We start from the raw sequence: 19,928 nt of genomic DNA, 5'->3' as shown, positions 1-19,928 counted from the left end.
CGTGAGCGATGCGTGCGCGGCGGCCGCCGGGATCGGGTAACGTTAGGCATTCGTTCCTGATCCCGGAGACTAGCCGACATGCTGAAGAATCTCGATCCACTGCTGCACGCCGACATCCTGCACACGCTGCGCGCGATGGGCCACGGCGACGAAATCGCGATCTGCGACGCGAATTTCCCGGCGGAATCCGTCGCGGAGCACACGGTGGTCGGCCGCGCGTTGCGGATCGACGGCGCCGATTCGGCGCGCGTCGTGCGCGCGGTGCTGTCCGTGCTGCCGCTCGACACGTTCGTCGACACGCCCGCGTGGCGGATGGAAGTCGTCGGCGATGCGGCGGCCGTGCCGCCCGTGCAGCGCGAGGTGCAGGCCGAGATCGACCGCGCGGAAGGGCGCGCGGTGCCGCTGACGGGCGTCGACCGGTTCGCGTTCTACGAGCGCGCGCAGCAGGCCTACGCGGTGATCGTCACCGGCGAGCTGCGCGGCTACGGCTGCTTCATCTTCAAGAAGGGCGTGTTGTTGAGCGACGCGGGCTAAACGCGTTTTTCAGCGCGCCGGGCTGCCGGTGCCGCCGCGGCAGTGTAAAGATTTGCTACAACCTTTTTCTTGGACACCGCGGAAAGACCCTCTATGCTGGCCCATTTGCCGCAGGCCCAGCAGGGCCGCGCGCCCCTGAGCTTTACGGGCGCGATCGGTGCGGCCGGCCGAATTGCATACGAGGAGAGAGGCATGACGCGTACCGTCGATTCCGGCGTCATTTTTTTCGCGCGCCTGGCGCTGGCGGCGTTGTTCCTGTGGGGCGGCATCATGAAGCTGCTCGGCTACAGCGACTTCGTCGCGTATCTGCACGGGATGAACGTGCCCTATCAACAGGTCGTCGCGCCGATCGTCGTCGCGATCGAAGGGCTGGGCGGCCTGCTGCTGATCGTCGGCTACAAGGTACGGCCGCTCGCGTTGCTGATGGCGGTCTACACGATCGCGACCGCGATGGTCGCGCACAATTTCTGGGACGCGACGAACGCCGCCGTCCAGCACGACATGGTGATTCACTTCTGGAAAAACGTCGCGATCGCCGGCGGTTTCCTGCTGCTGTTCGTCACCGGCGCCGGCGGCGCGAGCATCGACGCGCTGCGCCGGCCGAGTTCGTCGTACGGCGTGCTGCGCTGAATTGAGCCGATCCGCGCGGTTGCGCTGAAAGCAGGCAAAAGGGCCGAACCCGCACGCGGCGGGTCCGGCCCTTCGTTCATCCGGCCGGCGCGTGCGCGCCGACGTTCAGCGTGCGTCCTTCACGTCCTTCGCATCCTTCGAGAACTGCACGGCGATCGCGCCGAGCACGCAGATCGCCGCGACATACACGACCGGCGCGAGCGGATTCGACTTCATCATTAGCGACACGATCACCGGCGTGAGGCCGCCGAAGATCGCATACGCGACGTTGTATGAGAACGAGATGCCCGAGAAGCGCACGACGGCCGGGAAGCTCTTGACCATCACGAACGGCACCGCGCCGATCGTGCCGACCATGAAGCCTGCGATCCCGTAGTAGAGCGGCAGCGTCGACGCGTCGGCCGCGACCTGCGCGAACAGCAGGTAATAGCACGCGGCCAGCCCGATGCCGCCGATGCCGAGCACGCGCTTCGCGCCGATCCAGCCCGCGAGCGAACCCGCGGTGATGCAGCCGGCCGTCAGGCACAGCGTCGCGACGCTGTTCGCGAACAGCGTCGTCGCGGGCGTCAGGTGGAACTGCTTCTGCAGCAGCGCGGGCGTCATCAGGATCACGACGACGATCGCGGCCGACAGCATCCACGTGAGCAGCATCGACACGATCACCGCGCGGCCATGGTCGCGCAGCACGGCCTTCAGCGGAATCTCGGCCGCGAGCGCCTTCTTCGCCTTCATCTCGGCGAACACCGGCGTCTCATGCAGCCAGCGGCGCAGGTACACGGAGAACAGGCCGAACACGCCGCCGAGCAGGAACGGGATGCGCCACGCGAACGCGCCGACTTCGGCGGTCGAGTAACGGCTGTTGATGCCGGCGGCGACGAGCGAGCCGAGCAGGATGCCGGCGGTCAGCCCCGCGGTCAGCGTGCCGCAGGCGTAGCCGATGTGACGCGACGGCACGTGCTCGGACACGAACACCCACGCGCCCGGCACTTCGCCGCCCACTGCCGCGCCCTGCAGCACGCGGAACAGCAGCAGCAACATCGGCGCGAGGATGCCGATCGTGTCGTAGGTCGGCAGCAGGCCCATCAGCAGCGTCGGCACGGACATCATCAGCACGCTCAGCGTGAACATCCGCTTGCGGCCGAACAGGTCGCCGAAGTGCGCCATGATCACGCCGCCGAGCGGGCGGGCGAGATAGCCGGCCGCGAAGATGCCGAACGTCTGCAACTGGCGCAGCCAGTCGGGAATGTCGTGCGGGAAGAACAGTTGCCCAATCGCCGGCGCGAAGAACACGAAGATGATGAAGTCGTAGAACTCGAGGGCGCCGCCGAGTGCGGCAAGGCCAAGGGTCTTGTAATCGCTGCGCGTGAGCGCGCGTTCGGCGGCGCGAGGCACGCCGCTCAATTCGGAAGCTTGCATGGTCAGGACGATCGGTTTTTGAATGTTGTTGTCGGTGCTGCGTCTCCAGGGCCCGCTATCGGCATGGACTGACAAGGCGCGGCTGGCATCGTCGAGGCGTGCCGCATGCCGGGTGAGGCACGAAACACGCACCGCCGCACCGGGATGGGGCGCGGCGCAGACGAAGCGTCAAAGCGGGTGGGGGGATTCTACAGGAGCGCGAAATGCACGCGCGCGGGCGCGCGCCGAGGAACGCTTCGGACCGCGAAGCCGAAGCCGATGCGCGCGCGGCGCGGGCGACCGGTGAGCCGCTGACGCGCCGCGCGGGGCAGGGTTTCGCGTATCAGTTGCCGGCGATCGTATCGACCGGCTTGAACGCACCGTGCTCGACCTTGTAGATCGTCACCGGCGCATCCTTCAGGTCGCCCTTCGTGTCGTACGCGATGCTGGGGGCCGACACGCCCTTGACCGACACCTTGCCGAGGTACGGCGTGTACACCTTCGGATCGGTCGAGTTCGCGTCCTTCATCGCGGTGAGCAGCGCGATCGTGCCGTCATACGAGTACGGCGAGTAGGTGATCACGTCTTCGTTGAAGCGCGCCTTGTAGCGTGCCGCGTAGCCGGCAAAGCCGGGCATCTTTTCCTTCGGCAGCCCGCCCATGTAGACGATCGCGCCTTCGGCCGCGTCGCCGCCGACCTTCAGGAACGTCGGCGAACGCGACATCTCGCCCGTCACGAACGCCGACTTCATCCCGAGCTGGCGCATCTTGCGGATCATCGGCGACGATTGTGCGTCGCCGCCGCCGTAGAAGATCGCGTCCGGGTTCATCCCCTTGAGGTTGGTCAGGATTGCGGAGAAATCGAGCGCCTTGTCGTTCGTGAAGTCGCGCTTGATGATCGTGCCGCCCGCCGCTTCGACGGCCTTAGCGAATTCGTCGGCGATGCCCTGACCATAGGCCGTGCGGTCGTCGATGATCGCGATGCGCTTGAAGCGCAGCGTCTTCACCGCGTACGTGCCGACGATGCGGCCCGCCTGCGCGTCGCTCGTCAGCAGCCGGTAGGTTGTCTTGTAGCCGCGCGCGGTGTATTGCGGCGACGTGGCCATCGAGATCTGCGGCAGCCCCGCGCGATCGTACAGGTCGGACGCGGGAATGCTCGTGCCCGAGTTGAAGTGGCCGATGATCCCGCGGACGTTGTCGTCGATCAGCCGCTGCGCGACGGTCGTGCCCGTGCGCGGGTCGGCCTGGTCGTCCTGCGAGTCGAGCTGGAACGTGACGGGCTTGCCGCCGATCGTCGGATGCGTCGCGTTGAAATCGGCGATCGCGAGCTGCACGCCTTTCTGCATGTCCGTGCCGTAGTTCGACTGCGGGCCGGTCAGCGGTGCGGCGAAACCGATCTTGACGACGTCGGCGGCAATGGCGTGCGCGCCCGACAGTGCGCAGGCAGCGGCCAGCGCGACGTGCGATACCTTCAGCTTCACTTTCACTTCCCCTTGATGGCGTGGTTGGGCCGCCGCCGGCTGGCGGCCGGCGGCGGTAAACCGGGCGAGACGGTTCGGTCGGCAGGCCGATGCGAGGGCCGTGCGTGCCTGCCGCGTGCTGCCCGGGCTGTGCCGGAATCGGCGCACATGACGGCCGATGCCGCAGGCCATGCATGCCGATTGCTGCCGCGGCGCGAGGTCGTCTCGTGACCGTGAAGCGAAGTCTAGATAGCGAAAATGCGTGCGTCTTGCGCGTTCGATGCGCGGCCGGCGACGATATCGGCATATCGTCGATAACCCTGATATGTGCCGATATCGTCATCCCGAGTGCGCAAACGCGCCAAGACGCTGCACGTCCACATTTTTATGCTGCCGAGTTCGGGCGTGCGGTGCCGGTGTGCGGGTGCGCCGGTATGCGTGCGGCATGTCGGCACCGGTGCACGCGTGGTTGCCACGTTGACGCAAGCGGATTCGCGGCCGGCCGCAGCATGCTCCGCGCAGTGGTTGCGCATGCAACGAATATCGCATATCGCGTGACGATGCCGGCCGGTCGGTGGCGCGATGCGACGGCTACCGCCAACTTGCCCGCCTTTGCGATCGGTGCGACGCGATCGAAGGGGCGCTCCTATAATCGACGCCATCTGCCACTCGCTTCGCGGTTGCCGGGATGACGACCTTGCTTGCCGTACCGCCCATGAGCCTGTCCGAAACGTTGCGCTACCAGCCCGACAACGCCGATCTCGGCGCGATGCTCGTGCACTTCCGCCTGCTCGAACCGGTGTTCGATGCGCTGCCGGACGTCGCGTTCTTCGTGAAGGATGCGAGCGGCCGCTATGCGATCGTGAATCGCACGCTGGCGATGCGCTGCGGCTACAAGGACAAGCGCGACCTGCTCGGCAAGACGGCCGACGAAGTGTTTCCGCGCCGCTTCGGCCGCAGCTATTTCGAGCAGGACATGGCGACGATCAACGCCGGCCAGCAACTGATGGATCAGCTCGAACTGCACCTGTATCCGGGGCGCCAGCCGGGCTGGTGCCTGACCTGCAAGGAGCCGCTGCGCGACGCGGCGGGCAGGGTGGTCGGCCTCGCGGGCATCTCGCGCGACCTGAAGGCCCACGAGGGCTCGCACCCGGCGTACAGCCGGCTCGCCGACGTGGTCCAGCACATCCAGGATCATTACGTGCAACCGCTGAACCTGAAGCACCTCGCGCAGATGGCCGGGATGTCGGTCGCGCAGCTCGAGCGCTACTTCCACAAGGTGTTCCACCTGACGCCGCGTCAGGTGCTGCTGAAGGCACGGCTCGACGCGGCCACCGCGCTGCTCGTCACGCACGACAAGGTGACCGACGTCGCCGCGCTATGCGGTTACACGGATCACAGCGCCTTCACGCGCCAGTTCAAGGCGACGGTCGGCGTGACGCCGACGGAATACCGGTTGATGCTGCAGGAGCGGGCAGGGTGACGCGACACGCCGAAAGGGGCGGCGAGTCGCTGGGATCGGGGTGAGGCGGGAAAACGGGAAAGGGGTGAAAACGGCGGCTCAGCGGTAGCCGAGCCCTTTCAGAACGGCGGTGCCGTCTTCGGTCAGCCGGAAGCTGGGTGCCGTATCGGCGTCGAGCTTGATCATCTCGACGAGACCGGCTTCCTGCAGCGCCGGCAGTTCGGGTTTGGCGTTCGCGCCGATCGGTGCGTGCAGCAGCACGAGCAGCGTCGCGATTTCATGATGACTGAGCAGACGGCGCAGCATCGTCTTCTTTGCAGGGGGCGCGGCCTGGCGGCCCGCGGGTGCTTCTACGGCGCTCATCGCTTTCCTCCTTTTCGAGATAACCATCGGGTACTGGTTGCGGATGGTGCCGTCGAAGACTTAAGCGATTCTTAAAACCATGGCGGGCGACGGGATGCTGCGCTGCGGTACGGGTTACCGGATGTAACGCCACAGGGAAGGCGGTTTCCGGCAGGATCGCTGCCAGCCGTGCGGGCCGGTGCACGACCCCGCGATTCACCACGATGGTGCGCGCGGGATGCGGCCCTTTGAAGCAGCCTTTCAATCCTTGTCGGCTTCCTTCCCTTATTTCCTGCGCTGTGCCTGAGCGGCGAGCCGCACGGCCGCGTTCGCCGCGCCGTAGCCGTCGTATCCGCCGCGCCGCTCGACGATCTCGAGCGAGAAGCGGTTGTCGACCAGTTCCGTATACGCGTGCAGGAATTCGCCGCCGTGCTCGTCGCGGTCGTACAGCAGGTGGTGCGCGCTCAGCGTGTCGATCAGGTCGTCCGGCAACGCGTAGCGTGCGGCGAGATCGTCGTAGTAGTTCGGCGGAATACGCAGGAACGGCACGCCGTCGGCCGCGAACGCGGCGATCGTCTTCACGATGTCGTCCGTGCGGAACGCGACGTGGTTCAGCCCCGTGCCGTGGTAGCGGTCGAGCGATTCGGCAACCGCCGTGTGCCGGTCGACCGACGCGTTCAGCGCGATCCGCACCGAACCGTCGGCGCTGCGCACCGCGCGGCTGCGCACCAGCCCGTACGGATCGGGCACGAGCCAGCTGCGTTCGGCCTCGAAGCCGAATGCCGTCTTGAAGAACAGGATCCACGTATCGAGCGCGTCGGCCGGCAACGCGAGGCACACGTGGTCGATACCGGTCAGCGGGCCGACTTCGCTCGGGCCGTCGATGTCGGTCAGCACGAAGTCCGATTCGTACAGCGTCGGCGCGTTCGGCGCTTCGTCGACGAAATACTCGAGGCTGCCGTCCGGCGCCTGCACGCTCGGCAGCACGCGCTCGTTCGGCCCGACACGGCCGGAGAACGGCGCATAGCCGAAGCCGGCCGCGCGTTCGAACGCCACTTTCGCATCGTCGACGCGGAATGCCGATGCGCACAGTGACAACCCGTGCTGCTGGAAGAACGCATCGGCGAACGAGTCGCGCTCGGCGTTCAGCACGATCGACGCGGCGCCGTGCTGGAACAGCGTCACGTCCTTGGAGCGATGGCGGCCCGCGAGCCGGAAGCGCATCCGGCCGAGCCATTCGCCGACGGTCGCCGCTGCCTGCGCGTCGACCGCGAATTCGATGAACTGGAACCCGACGTGCGCGGGCGGCGCTGGCGGCGCGAACAGCGGCTGGCTGGCAGCCGGCACGCGGCCGTCCCGAGCGAGCCGTTCGCGCGTCAGCTCTTCCAGATAGAGCAGCGAACGATGGCCGTCGGCGGCCGTGATCGCGGTCGGCGCCGCGCGGAAGCCGTCGTTGAAGATCTCGAGCGACAGCGGCCCCGTATAGCCCGACTCGATCACGCGCGCCGTGAAGCGCGCGAGGTCGAAGTCGCCCTGGCCCGGGAACGAGCGGTAATGGCGGCTCCATTCGAGCACGTCCATCGCGAGCTTCGGCGCATCGGCGATCTGCACGAACGCGATCCGGTCGCCGGGGATGTCGGCGATCGCGTCCGGCGAATCGTCGAGCGACAGCGTATGGAAGCTGTCGAGCGCAAGGCCGAGGTGCGGGTTGTTCACGGCATTCACGAGTTTCCACGCATGGCCGTACCGTTTCACGACGCGGCCCCACGCGAGCGCTTCGTACGCGGCGACCACGCCGGCCTGCTGCGCGGCTTCGGCGAGCGCGCCGAGCTGGTCGACGAGCAGCCCGTCGTCCGCGATCGTGTCGGCCGACACGTTGCTGCACACCAGGATGCGGTCGGTGCCGAGCGCATGCATCACGTCGAACTTGCGCTTGATCCGGTCGAGGTTGCGGGCGAGCTGGGCCGCGCTCACGCCCTCGAAGTCGCGAAACGGCTGGAACAGCACGATGTCGAGGCCGAGATCGGCGGCCATGCGCCGGACGTCGGCCGGCGATCCATCGAAGTAGACGAGGTCGTTTTCGAAGATCTCGACGCCGTCGAAGCCCGCGGCCTGGATGGCGGCGAGTTTCTCGGCGAGCGTGCCGGACAGTGACACGGTGGCAATTGAGCGCTGCATGGGCGAATCCTGCGGATGAGCGGGGCATGGCGCCGGTCGAGCCGGCCCGGAGTGAACCAGTCGTTGAATTCCCGGCGAACGCCATATCCCGAATTTACTAGGCTAGTGATGCGTATTGTACAAACTAACTAGTTGGTACAAATTAGCGAAAACCCGAAAAGACAGTCCCGATTCGCGGGCGCACACTAGCGCCAAATTCCGATGTCTTCGGGGCGGTGCCGGTCATGGTCTGCCCCTGTTTAAGGAGCAGAACCACGATGAGCAAGCACAAGGTGCTGGTGCTGAACGGCCCGAACCTGAATCTGCTGGGCACGCGCGAGCCCCATATCTACGGCGCGGAAACGCTCGCCGACCTCGAGCAGCGCTGCCGCACGGCGGGAGAGGCGCTCGGGCTGGAAATCGACTTTCGTCAGTCGAACGCCGAGCACCAGCTGATCGACTGGCTGCATGCCGCGCGTCACGACACGCACGGCATCGTGATCAACCCGGCTGCCTATACGCATACGTCGGTGGCGCTGGCCGATGCGCTTTCCGCGATCGCGAAGCCGGTGATCGAAGTGCACATTTCGAACGTGCATCGCCGCGAGGCGTTCCGTCACCATTCCTACGTGTCGGCGATTGCCGAAGCCGTGATCTGCGGCTGCGGCACCGAAGGCTACGTATTCGCGCTGCAGCGTTTTGCGACGCTGTTCGCGCAGGGGGCCGCACGATGAGCCGCCCGTCGTTTCTGATCGGCCTGATCGGCCAGGGCATCGGCGGCTCGCTGTCGCCCGCGATGCACGAGGAAGAAGGATTCCGCCAGGGGTTCGGCTATGTGTACCGGCGCATCGATCTCGATGCGCTCGGCGTGACCGTCGACGCACTGCCGCAACTGCTCGATGCCGCGCAGCGGATGGGCTACAACGGCCTGAACATCACGCACCCGTGCAAGCAGCGCGTGATCGAGCACCTCGACGCGCTGTCGGACGACGCGCGTGCGCTCGGCGCGGTGAACACCGTGCTGTTCAAGGAGGGCAAGCGGATCGGTCACAACACCGACTGGTCGGGCTTCGCGAAATCGTTCCGCCGCGGGCTGCCCGGCGCGTCGCTCGAACGCGTCGTCCAGCTCGGCGCGGGCGGCGCGGGCGCGGCCGTGGCGCATGCGGCGCTGCAGATGGGCGCGGCCGAACTGACGATTTTCGACGTCGACGGCGCGCGCGCCGCCGCGCTCGCGGCCGAACTGCAGCAGCGCTTCCCCGCGGCACGGGTCGCGCCCGGCGGCGATCTCGCGGGCGCGATGCGCGCCGCGACGGGCCTGATCCACGCCACGCCGACCGGCATGGCCAAGCATCCGGGCCTGCCGCTGCCGGCCGAGCTGCTGCACGCGGGCATGTGGGTGGCCGACATCGTGTATTTCCCGCTCGAAACCGAACTGATCCACGCAGCGCGCGCGGCCGGCTGCGCCACGCTGCCGGGCGGCGGGATGGCCGTCTACCAGGCCGTGGACGCGTTCGAGATCTTCACCGGACGCACGCCCGACGCCGAGCGGATGTTCGATCACTTTCAGTCGCTCGTCGCGCGCTGACCCCCCAAGAAAGAGAGACCAGGAGACGACCATGCAGCACACCACCCATACGAGCGCCGCGCCGGCGCAGGCGTCCGGCACCGTCCGGCGCACCTCGGCGCGCTACAAGATTCTCGCGCTGCTCGCGATCGGCACGATGATCAACTACCTCGACCGCACCGTGCTGGGGGTGGCTGCGCCGCAGCTCACCAAGGAGCTTGGCATCAACGCGGCCGTGATGGGCATCATGTTCTCCGCGTTCTCGTGGACGTACGTCGCGATGCAGGTGCCCGGCGGCCTGTTCCTCGACCGCTTCGGCAGCAAGATCACCTATTACTGGTCGATGACGCTGTGGTCGCTTTGCACGTTCCTGCAAGGTTTCGTGCCCGGCGTCGCGACGCTGCTCGCCTGCCGTCTCGGCCTCGGCGTCACGGAGGCGCCGTGCTTCCCGACCAACAGCCGCGTCGTCGCGACCTGGTTCCCGCAGAGCGAGCGCGCGATGGCGACGGGTACCTACACCGTCGGCGAGTACATCGGCCTCGCGTTCTTCAGTCCGGTGCTGTTCGCGCTGATGGGGGCGTTCGGCTGGCGCTCGCTGTTCTGGGTCGTCGGTGCGGTCGGTATCGTGTTCGGCCTGGTCTGGTGGAAGTTCTATCACGAGCCGCGCAACCATCCGGGCGCGAATTCGGCGGAGCTGGCCTATATCGAGGCGGGCGGTGGCCTGGTGCACGGCGTGCGCAAGGACGGTGACAAAGGTGGCAAGGGCGAGCGCAAGGCATTCAGCTGGTCGATGGCCGGAAAGCTGCTGAAGAAGCGCCAGCTCGCGGGCATCTGCCTCGGCCAGTTCGCCGGCAACTCGACACTCGTGTTCTTCCTGACCTGGTTCCCGACCTACCTCGCCACCGAGCGCCACATGGGCTGGCTGAAGATCGGCTTCTTCGCAGTGATGCCGTTTATCGCCGCATCGGTCGGCGTGATGTTCGGCGGGATCTTCTCCGACTGGCTGCTGCGTCGCGGCAAGTCCGCGAACCTCGCGCGCAAGCTGCCGATCATCGCGGGCCTGCTGCTCGCATCGACGATCATTCTCGCGAACTACGTGCAGAGCAACGAGGCCGTGATCGCGATCATGTCGGTCGCGTTCTTCGCGCAGGGGATGGCCGCACTCGGCTGGACGCTCGTGTCCGACATCGCGCCGGACGGCCTGCTCGGCGTCACGGGCGGCATCTTCAACTTCGCGGCGAACCTTGCCGGGATCATCACGCCGCTCGTGGTCGGCTTCATCGTCGCGTCGACCGGTTCGTTCGTCGGCGCGCTCGTTTTCATCGGCGTGATCGCGCTGATCGGTGCGGCGTCTTACATCTTCGTCGTCGGCGACATCAAGCGAATCGAGCTGTAAGCACTGGCTCCACGCACATCCGTTGCGTCAGCCCGGCAGCCGCAAGGCCGCCGGGCTTTTTTGCTTGCGCGCGCCGGCGGGTGGGCCGGCTGGCGAATACAGCGCTTATGCGCGCTGCACCGCGATGCCGAGCGATTCGACCGCCCGCGCGATCGCGGCGACCGCACGGCGGATATCGTTCGAGTCGATCGCACCGATGCAGCCGACGCGGAACGTCTCGAGCTGCGTGAGCTTGCCCGGATACAGGATGAAGCCCGCGTCGCGCACCGCGTCGTAGAAGCGGCGGAAATCGTAGGCCGGGTGGTCGGGCGCGTGGAACGTGACGATCACCGGCGCCTGCACGCTCGCGTCGAGGAACGGCGTGAAGCCGAGCGCGTGCATCGATTCGACCAGCGTCCGGCAGTTGTCCGCATAGCGCGCGCCGCGTGCCGGCTGGCCGCCTTCGGCGAGATACTGGTCGAGCGCGGCGCGCAGCGCGGCGATCACGTGCGTCGGCGGTGTGAAGCGCCACTGGCCCGTCTTGATCAGGTACGCGTACTGATCGTGGAGATCGAGCGCGAGCGACGGCGAATTGCCTTCGCTCGCGTCGAGCGCGTCGCGCCGCACGATCGCGAATCCCATCCCCGGCACACCTTCGAGACATTTGCCGCTCGCCGAGATCAACGCATCGATGCCGCTGCCCGCCAGCCTGATCGGCAGCGCGCCGAACGAGCTCATTGCGTCGACGATCAGCCGCTTGCCGTGGCGCCGGCACACGGCGGCGATGTCGTCGAGCGGGTTCAGGATGCCGGCGCTCGTCTCCAGGTGCACTTGCGCGACGTGCGTGATGCGCGGCTCGCGCGCGAACGCGGCTTCGATCGCGGCCGGATCGACGGCGGCGTCCTCGCCGAACGGCAACGCGATCGCTTCGATCCCGAGCCGGCCGAGAATCTTCAGGATGCGCGCGCAGTACGCGCCGTTGTCGGGCACCAGCACGACGCCGTCGCGCGGCACCAGCGTGCCGAGCGCGGCTTCGACCGAGAACGTGCCGCTGCCCTGCATCGGGACGCACACGTACTCGGCGCCGCCGTGCGCGATCGCGACGAGGTCCGCGCAGACGCTGGCCGTCAGTTGATTGAAAGCGGCATCCCACGAGCCCCAGTCGTGTTGCATTGCGTGGCGGGTTGTGGCGGACGTGGTGAGCGGGCCGGGCGTGAGAAGAATCGGATCGGACATGGTTTTCCCTTGCAAAGGTCGGAAGAAACGCCGGGTGGCATTTCTGGATGACTTGCATGATATTGGCAAAATGTGTCATTTTTTGGAAATTGTGGCATTCGTCACGGCTTTGTCATCGAACGCTGTGATCCTTCGCTTGCCGTGCGAAACCTAACCTCAGCGCGGCGGCGAGGCAGGTCGTCGATCGGCCCTGCCCGGAAAAAACAGGAGAGCCGGATCGTGCCCCGGCCATTTGGTGTTCCGCCTACGGAGAAGTGAGATGACACTGCAGAAACCCTCGCGCGCCGCTGCCGGCGCGTTCCGCAAGCTGGCGCTGGCCGCCAGCGTCGCCGGTCTGATGGGCGCGGCGCTGCCCGCGCATGCGGCGAGCGCGGTCGTGCTGTATACGGCAGACGGTCTCGAGAACCTCTATCGTGATGTGCTGCCGGCCTTCGAGAAGAAGGAAGGCGTCAAGGTCAACATCGTGACGGCGGGCAGCGGCGAAGTCGTCAACCGCGCGAACATCGAGAAGAATTCCCCGAAGGCCGACGTGATCGTCACGCTGCCGCCGTTCATTCAGCAAGCTGGCCAGATGGGCCTGCTGCAGCCGTACCAGAGCGTGAACTACAAGAACGTGCCGGCCATCGCGAAGGCTGAAGACGGTACGTGGGCGACGTTCGTGAACAACTACTTCTCGTTCGCGATCAACCCGGACGTCGTGAAGAACCAGCCGAAGACGTTCGCCGACCTGTTGTCGCCGGCCTACGCCGGCAAGGTCGCGTACTCGAACCCGGCCACGGCCGGCGACGGGATGGCCGTGCTGATCCTGACGACGTCGCTGATGGGCGAAGACAAGGCATTCGACTACCTCGCGAAGCTGTCGCAGAGCGTGAAGTTCCACACGAAGGGCACGGGCTACCTGAACGTGCTGCTGTCGCGTAACGAAATCAGCGTCGCGAACGGCGACCTGCAGATGGACCTCGACGATGCCGAACACGGCGCGCTGTCCGTCAAGCCGATCTTCCTGGCCGCGAAGGAAGGCGACCAGCCGACCACGTTCCAGCTCCCGTACGGCATCGGCCTGATCAAGAGCGGCCCGAACCAGGACGCCGGCAAGAAGCTGATCGACTACCTGATGTCGACGGAAGTGCAGTCGAAGGTGCCGGACATGTACGGCATCCCGGGCCGCACGGACGTGCCGCTGGCCGGCAAGAACGGCGAAGCGGTCAAGAAGGCGATCGCGGGCGTGAAGCTGATCCCGGTCGACTGGACACAGGTGATGGCGAAGAAGCCGGTGTGGATCGAGCGCTGGAAGAAGGACGTGATCGGCAGCTCGGGCAAGCAGCTCGACGTCGTCAAGCCGAAGTGATCGGCGCACGCCGCCTGTATTTGTGAGCAAGAGGATGAACCCGGTGGAAACCACCCTGACCCATCCCGGCGCATTCGGCGCCGCCGAACCGCGAGCGACGCTGCGGTCCGGCGCGCCGGGCGGCGTGCAGATCGAACACCTGAGCGTGCGCTACGGCGCACGCACGGTGCTGGAAGATCTGTCGCTGTCGATCGGTGCCGGTGAATTTCTGACCGTGCTCGGCAAGAGCGGCTGCGGCAAGACCACGCTGCTGCGCTTCATCGCCGGGTTCGTGAAGGCCGACGGCCTGACCGGCACGCTGACCGTTGCCGGACGCGACCTGACCTATGCGCCGCCGCACAAGCGCAATCTCGGTCTGCTGTTCCAGAATTACGCACTGTTCCCGCACCTGACGGTGTTCGAGAACGTGGCATTCGGGCTGCGCGCACGCGGCATGGCGTCGCCGGAAGTGACGCGCCGCGTCGCCGATGCGCTGAAGCTCGTGCAACTCGGCGATGCGGGCCACCACCTGCCCGCACTATTGTCGGGCGGGATGCAGCAGCGCGTCGCGCTGGCGCGCGCGCTCGTGATCGAGCCGGACGTGCTGCTGCTCGACGAGCCGCTGTCGGCGCTCGACGCCAACCTGCGCGCGTCGGTGCGCAGCGAACTGAAGGCGCTGCACGAGCGCCTGCCGAACCTGACCGTCGTCTGCGTGACGCACGACCGCGACGACGCGCTCGTGCTGTCCGATCGCGCGCTGCTGATGCGCGATGGCCACATCGCGCAGCTTGGCACGCCGCAGCAGCTGTACGACGCGCCGCAGGACGGCTACGTCGCACGCTATCTCGGCCCGGCAAACCTGCTGCCGCCGCACGTGATCTTTCCGCTCGGCGATCCGCGTCACGAAGTGCGCGGCAAGGTCGCGTGCGTGCGCCCCGAGCGCCTCACCGTGATGCCGCTTGCCGCGGGCGGCCTGCACGGCACGGTGTCATCCGTCGAATGGCAGGGCGCGGACCTGTCGATCGCGGTCGTGATCGACGCGGCGCCCGACGAACCCGTGCGCGTGACGATGCAACGCGGCCGCGGTGCGGCCCCCGAGCGCGGTGCGCGCGTTTCCCTGCATTGCGAGGCAGACGATGTCGTCCTTATCGAGCCCTGACGCCGGCCTGCCGCCGCACGTGCTCGCGTCGGCCGCCGCGCACGCCGCCGCCGCGCGGCGCCGCAAGCGCATGGGCGACCTGCACCTGGCCGCGCTCGCGATCGTCGTGCTGGGCCCGCTCGTCATCTATCCGCTGGTGCGGCTCGTGCTGCTGAGCGTGTCGGGCGACCACGGGCTGAGTCTCGCCGCGTACCGTACCTTCTTCGGCAATCCCGACACGCGCAACGTGCTGCTGACGACGCTCGGCGTGCTGTTCGCGAGCGCCGGCACCGCGTCGGTGCTCGGTGTGCTGCTGGCTGCGCTGCTGTTCTTCAAGCCGTTTCCGGGCGCGTCGCTCGTCACGCGTTTCCTGGAACTATACGTCGCGTTTCCGTCGTTCCTCGTCGCGTTCACGCTGATCTTCCTGTATGGCTCGCAAGGCTCGATCAGCATCGCGCTGCAGCACCTGTTCCATCTCGAGAATCCGCCGCTCGATTTCCTGTTCGGCATCGGCGGCGTGATCCTCGCGCAGACGGTGTTCTATACGCCGTTCGTCGTGCGGCCGACGCTCGCGTCGTTCGCGACGCTCGACCTGCGGCTGATCGAAGCCGCGCGCAGCCTCGGCGCGTCCGGCTGGATGCTTGCACGTCGCGTCGTGCTGCCGATCGCGTGGCCGGGCATCGCCGCCGGCACCGTGCTGTGCTTCCTGCTGACGCTGAACGAATTCGGGATTCTGCTTGTGCTCGGCAGCGCGCGGCTCGTGACGCTGCCGGTTGCGATCTACAGCAGCGCGACCGTCGACCTCGACCTGCCGACCGCGTCGGCCGGCGCGGTCGTGATGCTCGCGCTGTCGCTGGCGCTGTATACGGTTTATCGCCGGGTGAACCGGCGTGCGATGGGAGGCAACGATGTCCGCTGAATTTCGTATCGGGCAAGCCGTGCCGCGCCACCACATCGGCTGGGGTGACACGGTGCTCAAGCATGCGTCGCGCGCGGCGCTCGCGCTGGCCGCGTTCGCGTGCTTCTGGCTGTTCGTGTTGCCCGTCATCGTCGTCGCGCTGTCGAGCGTGTCGACGCAGTGGTCGGGCACGATTCTGCCGGCTGGCTACAGCCTGCGCTGGTTCGAGCGGCTCGGGTCGCCGGAATACGACGCGCTGCTGACGAGCCTGGAAATCGGCTTCGGCGTGTCTGCGGTCGGCACGATCCTCGGGCTGTGGCTTGCGCTGGCGCTCGAAGGGCGCGACCGGCGCGGCCTCGGCGCGGTGGTCGACGCGCTCGTGATGGTGCCGAACGGCGTGCCGAGCGTCGTGCTCGGGCTCGCGGTGCTGATTGCGTATCACCAGAAGCCGGTCGACCTGTCGAGCTCGGCGGCGATCGTCGTGCTCGTGCAGCTCGCGCTGATTTTGCCGTTCTGCTATCGCTGCGCGGCCGCCGCGCTGCGTCCGGAGCTGACCGTGCTGCGCGAAGCGGCGGCGAGCCTTGGTGCGCCGCCCGCGATGGTGCTGCGCCGCGTGCTGCTGCCGCAGCTCGTGCCGGCGCTGCGCGCGAGCCTCGCACTTGGCTTCGCGCTGTCGCTCGGCGAGCTCGGCGCGACGCTGACGGTTTATCCGCCCGGCTTCGCCACCGTGCCGATCGTCGTGATCGGCCAGGTGGAGCGCGGGTATTACCTTCCGGCATCGGCGCTGTCGCTGCTGATGCTCGGCGCGTCGCTCGCGGCGCTGCTGCTGATCGCTGCGCGCGTGCCGCGCGGCAAGCGGGTGGCAGCATGAACGCCGCGTTCGCATTGCGCCAGCCCGGTGACGCGTCGGCAGCCGGCGCGTCGACGGATCTCGCAGGACGCGCCGTCGACGTCAACGGCCGGCACTACCGGCTGCCGGTCGAGCCGACCGTCGTCGTCTGCGTCGACGGCTGCGAGTACGACTATCTCGAACGCGCCATGGAAGCGGGCGTCGCGCCGTTCATCGGCCGGATGATCGCCGAAGGCACGGCGTGGCGCGCCGATTGTGTCGTGCCGACCTTCACCAACCCGAACAACCTGTCGATCGTCTGCGGCGTGCCGCCGTCGGTCCACGGGATCTGCGGCAACTACTTCTGGGATCCGGCCGCCGACGGCGGGCGCGGCGCCGAAGTCATGATGAACGACCCGGCCTACTTGCGGGCCGGCACGCTGCTTGCCGCGGCGTCCGACGCCGGTGCGCGGGTCGCCGTCGTGACGGCGAAGGACAAGCTGCGCCGGTTGCTCGGCTGGCAACTGAACGGCATCTGCTTTTCGGCCGAGAAGGCCGCGCAGGCGAATCTCGCGGAAAACGGGATCGTCGACGTGCTCGACTGGGTCGGCCTGCCGTCGCCGGACGTCTACAGTGCGGCGTTGTCCGAATTCGTGTTCGCAGCCGGCGTGCGGCTTGCGCAGACGCGCCAGGTCGACCTGATGTACCTGTCGACCACCGATTACGTGCAGCACAAGTGCGAGCCGGGCAGTGTCGGTGCGAATGCGTTCTACGCGATGATGGACGGCTACCTCGCGCAGCTTGACGCGCTCGGCTGGGCGATCGGGCTGACCGCCGATCACGGGATGAACGCGAAGCACGATCCCGCGACGGGCCGGCCGAACGTCATCTATCTGCAGGACGCATTCGACGCCTGGTACGGTGCGCAGGCTGCGCGCGTGATCCTGCCGATCACGGATCCGTACGTCGTGCATCACGGTGCGCTCGGCTCGTTTGCAACCCTCTACCTGGCACCGGGCGTCGACCGGGCCGAGGCGATGTGGCGGGTCGGCGGCCTCGACGGCGTCGAGCTCGTGCTCGACAACGCGGAAGCCGCCGCCCGTTTCGAGCTGCCGGCCGACCGGATCGGCGATCTCGTCGTGATTGGCCGCCGCGACATGACGCTCGGCACGCGTGAGCGCGAACACGACCTGTCGGGCCTCACGGTGCCGCTGCGTTCGCATGGCGGCGTGTCGGAGCAGGAAGTACCGCTGCTGTTCAACCGGCGTATCGTGCCTGCCGATCCTGCGCGTCGCCCGCGCAACTTCGACGTGTTCGATTTCGTGCTGAACCGGGTCGCGACATGATGGCTCATCCCCGACACGATCACCCGGCGTTTCGTGCAGAGGTGCTGCGCTGGTGCGGCACGCGTGCGACGCGCGAACGCACGCTCGACGTGATGGACCCCTACACGGGCACGCGCGTCGGGACGGCGCCGCTGGCGAGCGTCGACGATGTGCGCGCGGCATTCGATTACGCGATGGCGTATCGGCCGAAACTCACGCGGTACGAGCGTTCGCAGATCCTCGAGCGTGCGGCCGCGCTGCTGCGTGAGCGCACCGAGGAAGCGTCCGACCTGATTACGCTCGAATCGGGGCTGTCGAAACAGGACTCCCGCTACGAGATCGGCCGCGTTGCCGACGTGTTGAAGTTTGCAGCGGTCGAGGCGCTGCGCGACGACGCGCAGAGTTTCTCGTGCGACCTGACGCCCCACGGCAAGGCGCGCCGCGTGTTCTCGCAGCGGCAGCCGCTCGACGGTGTGATCGTCGCGATCACGCCGTTCAATCATCCGATGAACCAGGTGGCGCACAAGATTGCACCGGCGATCGCGACCAACAATCGCGTGATCGTGAAGCCGTCGGAGAAGGTGCCGCTGTCGGCGTACTACCTGGCCGACCTGTTGTATGAGGCCGGACTGCCGGAGCCGATGCTGCAGGTGCTGACCGGCGATCCGCGCGAGATCGCGGACGAACTCGTCACGCACCCGCATGCGGCGCTGATCACCTTTACAGGTGGCGTGGCGATCGGCAAGGCGATTGCCGCACGGGCCGGCTACCGCCGCATCGTGCTGGAACTGGGCGGTAACGATCCGCTGATCGTCCTCGACGATGCCGATCTCGAGCGCGCGACGTCGCTCGCCGTGCTCGGCTCGTACCGGAATTCGGGCCAGCGCTGCACGGCCGTCAAGCGGATACTGGTGCATCGCTCGATCGCACCCGCGTTCACCGAATTGCTCGTCGAGAAGACGCGTGCATGGAAGTACGGCGATCCGTTCGATCCCGCGAATGAAATGGGCACGGTGATCGACGAGGAAGCGGCGCGGCTGTTCGAGGCGCGCGTGGAGGAGGCGGTCGCGCAGGGCGCGCGCCTGCTGACCGGCAACGTGCGGCGCGGCGCGCTGTATGCGCCGACCGTGCTCGACAACGTCGATCCGTCGATGACGATCGTGCGCGAGGAGACCTTCGGCCCGGTATCGCCGGTGATCACGTTCGACACGATCGACGACGCGATCCGGATCAGCAACGGGACGGCGTTCGGGCTGTCGTCGGGCGTGTGTACGGACAGCACGGCCGCGGTCGTGCGGTTCGTGAACGAGCTGAACGTCGGCACGGTGAACGTATGGGAAGTGCCCGGGTACCGGATCGAGCTGTCGCCGTTCGGCGGGATCAAGGATTCGGGGCTCGGTTACAAGGAAGGCGTTCAGGAGGCGATGAAGAGCTTCACGAACCTGAAGACGTTTTCGCTGCCTTGGGAGTGAATGAATGGCATTGACGGTGGAAGAGATCCACGGGCTGTATCGCGAACATGGCCATGTGGCCTATAGCGGGGAGCCGGTCACGCAGCTCGAGCACGCATTGCAGAGCGGATGGCTGGCGGAAGAGGCGGGGGCAGACGAAGCGCTGGTCGCGGCGGCGTTCCTGCATGATCTCGGGCATCTGCTGAATCGCCAGGGTGAGACGCCAAGCGCGCGCGGGATCGACGATCTGCATCAGTATTACGTGCTGCCGTTCCTGCGGCCGCTGTTTTCCGATGCGGTGCTGGAGCCGATCCGGCTGCACGTCGACGCGAAGCGCTGCCTGTGCCGCACGGACGCCGGCTACTTCGAGAGCCTGTCGCCGGACTCGGTGCGCAGCCTCGCGCTGCAGGGCGGTATTTTCAGTGAGGAGGAGGCGGCGGCGTTCCTGCAGCGCTCGTTCGCGGAGGACGCGCTGCGTCTGCGCCGCTGGGACGATACGGCGAAGGAAGAGGGCAAGGTCACGCCGGATCTCGATCACTATATGGAGATCGTGGCGCGCCAGGTGCGCGCGGACTGACGGATTCCGTTGCTTCTATATAAGGCGCCGCACGCGGCAGCGTGCGGCGCCTTATATTTTTTGACGAGTTGCGAAACACGGTTCATAATCTCGCTTCTCTGCTGCTGAAAACGCAGCGCTGCCGGGAAACGCAAAGTTCCTCGCAGAATGCTCTTTAAAAATTAACAGCCGATAAGTGTGGGCGCTTGATGGAAGCGAGCTGATCCTCGGATCAGATAGCAAAAGTATC

General features: G+C 67.0%; 18 protein-coding genes. 13 read left to right on the top strand and 5 right to left on the bottom strand.

Going from position 1 to position 19,928, the window contains the following annotated elements; genetic code table 11:
* The first annotated feature begins 78 nt into the window (after positions 1 to 78).
* Both HWX39_RS00090 and HWX39_RS00085 read left to right on the top strand, forming a co-directional pair.
* On the top strand, positions 79 to 534 hold the full coding sequence (locus HWX39_RS00090) for an RbsD/FucU family protein (protein ID WP_069252540.1): 456 nt from the start codon (positions 79 to 81) through the stop codon (positions 532 to 534).
* Between the two features lie 192 nt (positions 535 to 726).
* A complete protein-coding gene (locus HWX39_RS00085; protein WP_175965007.1) occupies positions 727 to 1,164 on the top strand; it encodes a DoxX family protein in 438 nt (145 codons plus the stop codon).
* A 105-nt stretch (positions 1,165 to 1,269) separates the two neighbouring features.
* On the opposite strand, the gene HWX39_RS00080 is transcribed toward HWX39_RS00085, so the two are convergent.
* The gene (locus tag HWX39_RS00080) at positions 1,270 to 2,580 is read right to left on the bottom strand and encodes an MFS transporter (protein WP_175965006.1); all 1,311 of its coding nucleotides are present in this window, start codon (positions 2,578 to 2,580) and stop codon (positions 1,270 to 1,272) included.
* 322 nt (positions 2,581 to 2,902) lie between these two features.
* Positions 2,903 to 4,039 (bottom strand): branched-chain amino acid ABC transporter substrate-binding protein, encoded by a 1,137-nt coding sequence (locus HWX39_RS00075; RefSeq protein ID WP_175965005.1) that lies wholly within the window; start codon positions 4,037 to 4,039, stop codon positions 2,903 to 2,905.
* 667 nt (positions 4,040 to 4,706) lie between these two features.
* On the opposite strand from HWX39_RS00075, the gene HWX39_RS00070 reads away from it, so the two are divergent.
* Positions 4,707 to 5,501 carry an AraC family transcriptional regulator gene (locus HWX39_RS00070; protein WP_175965004.1) on the top strand — a complete coding sequence of 265 codons (795 nt, stop codon included), beginning with the start codon at positions 4,707 to 4,709 and terminating at the stop codon, positions 5,499 to 5,501.
* A 78-nt stretch (positions 5,502 to 5,579) separates the two neighbouring features.
* Here the strand turns inward: HWX39_RS00070 and HWX39_RS00065 are convergent, their stop codons facing one another.
* Together HWX39_RS00065 and HWX39_RS00060 are read right to left on the bottom strand one after the other, a co-directional pair.
* Positions 5,580 to 5,843, bottom strand: a complete 264-nt coding sequence (locus HWX39_RS00065) for a hypothetical protein (protein ID WP_072444620.1) — start codon at positions 5,841 to 5,843, stop codon at positions 5,580 to 5,582.
* Between the two features lie 264 nt (positions 5,844 to 6,107).
* Positions 6,108 to 8,000, bottom strand: coding sequence for a sugar phosphate isomerase/epimerase and 4-hydroxyphenylpyruvate domain-containing protein (locus tag HWX39_RS00060; protein WP_175965003.1), 1,893 nt, complete (start codon positions 7,998 to 8,000; stop codon positions 6,108 to 6,110).
* Positions 8,001 to 8,257: 257 nt separating this feature from the next.
* On the opposite strand from HWX39_RS00060, the gene aroQ reads away from it, so the two are divergent.
* Genes aroQ through HWX39_RS00045 form a run of 3 tightly spaced genes read left to right on the top strand, consistent with a single transcriptional unit; the run spans position 8,258 to position 10,939 of the window.
* Positions 8,258 to 8,713, top strand: a complete 456-nt coding sequence (gene aroQ, locus HWX39_RS00055; RefSeq protein ID WP_175965002.1) for a type II 3-dehydroquinate dehydratase — start codon at positions 8,258 to 8,260, stop codon at positions 8,711 to 8,713.
* Positions 8,710 to 9,564, top strand: coding sequence for a shikimate dehydrogenase (locus HWX39_RS00050; RefSeq protein WP_175965001.1), 855 nt, complete (start codon positions 8,710 to 8,712; stop codon positions 9,562 to 9,564). Before aroQ ends, HWX39_RS00050 begins: the two co-directional genes overlap by 4 nt.
* A gap of 31 nt (positions 9,565 to 9,595) precedes the next feature.
* Positions 9,596 to 10,939 carry an MFS transporter gene (locus tag HWX39_RS00045; protein WP_175965000.1) on the top strand — a complete coding sequence of 448 codons (1,344 nt, stop codon included), beginning with the start codon at positions 9,596 to 9,598 and terminating at the stop codon, positions 10,937 to 10,939.
* 105 nt (positions 10,940 to 11,044) lie between these two features.
* On the opposite strand, the gene HWX39_RS00040 is transcribed toward HWX39_RS00045, so the two are convergent.
* The gene (locus tag HWX39_RS00040; RefSeq protein WP_175964999.1) at positions 11,045 to 12,154 is read right to left on the bottom strand and encodes a 2-aminoethylphosphonate--pyruvate transaminase; all 1,110 of its coding nucleotides are present in this window, start codon (positions 12,152 to 12,154) and stop codon (positions 11,045 to 11,047) included.
* 259 nt (positions 12,155 to 12,413) lie between these two features.
* Between HWX39_RS00040 and phnS the strand changes: the two genes are divergently transcribed.
* From phnS to HWX39_RS00005, 7 genes are read left to right on the top strand one after another with little or no spacing between them, the layout of a single operon-like run.
* The gene (gene phnS, locus HWX39_RS00035) at positions 12,414 to 13,502 is read left to right on the top strand and encodes a 2-aminoethylphosphonate ABC transporter substrate-binding protein (protein WP_174942176.1); all 1,089 of its coding nucleotides are present in this window, start codon (positions 12,414 to 12,416) and stop codon (positions 13,500 to 13,502) included.
* Positions 13,503 to 13,536: 34 nt separating this feature from the next.
* Complete coding sequence (gene phnT, locus HWX39_RS00030; RefSeq protein WP_175964998.1) at positions 13,537 to 14,640, top strand: 2-aminoethylphosphonate ABC transport system ATP-binding subunit PhnT; 1,104 nt, start codon at positions 13,537 to 13,539, stop codon at positions 14,638 to 14,640.
* Entirely contained in the window at positions 14,618 to 15,538 is a 921-nt protein-coding gene (gene phnU / locus HWX39_RS00025) for a 2-aminoethylphosphonate ABC transporter permease subunit (protein WP_175964997.1), read from the top strand. The genes phnT and phnU overlap by 23 nt, the downstream gene beginning before the upstream one ends.
* Positions 15,528 to 16,388: a 2-aminoethylphosphonate ABC transport system, membrane component PhnV gene (gene phnV / locus HWX39_RS00020; RefSeq protein WP_175964996.1), complete on the top strand. Its 861-nt coding sequence runs from the start codon at positions 15,528 to 15,530 to the stop codon at positions 16,386 to 16,388. Before phnU ends, phnV begins: the two co-directional genes overlap by 11 nt.
* The gene (phnA, locus tag HWX39_RS00015) at positions 16,385 to 17,692 is read left to right on the top strand and encodes a phosphonoacetate hydrolase (protein ID WP_175964995.1); all 1,308 of its coding nucleotides are present in this window, start codon (positions 16,385 to 16,387) and stop codon (positions 17,690 to 17,692) included. The genes phnV and phnA overlap by 4 nt, the downstream gene beginning before the upstream one ends.
* Entirely contained in the window at positions 17,689 to 19,143 is a 1,455-nt protein-coding gene (phnY, locus tag HWX39_RS00010) for a phosphonoacetaldehyde dehydrogenase (RefSeq protein ID WP_175964994.1), read from the top strand. Before phnA ends, phnY begins: the two co-directional genes overlap by 4 nt.
* A 4-nt stretch (positions 19,144 to 19,147) precedes the next feature.
* Complete coding sequence (locus tag HWX39_RS00005) at positions 19,148 to 19,699, top strand: phosphonate degradation HD-domain oxygenase (protein ID WP_175964993.1); 552 nt, start codon at positions 19,148 to 19,150, stop codon at positions 19,697 to 19,699.
* Positions 19,700 to 19,928: the final 229 nt, after the last annotated feature.

The sequence above is a fragment of the Burkholderia sp. BCC0322 genome (assembly GCF_902833045.1).
In the GTDB taxonomy this organism is placed as follows: Bacteria; Pseudomonadota; Gammaproteobacteria; order Burkholderiales; family Burkholderiaceae; genus Burkholderia.
Note: the sequence above shows the minus strand (reverse complement) of the source record. Positions and strands in the feature narration are given on the sequence as shown.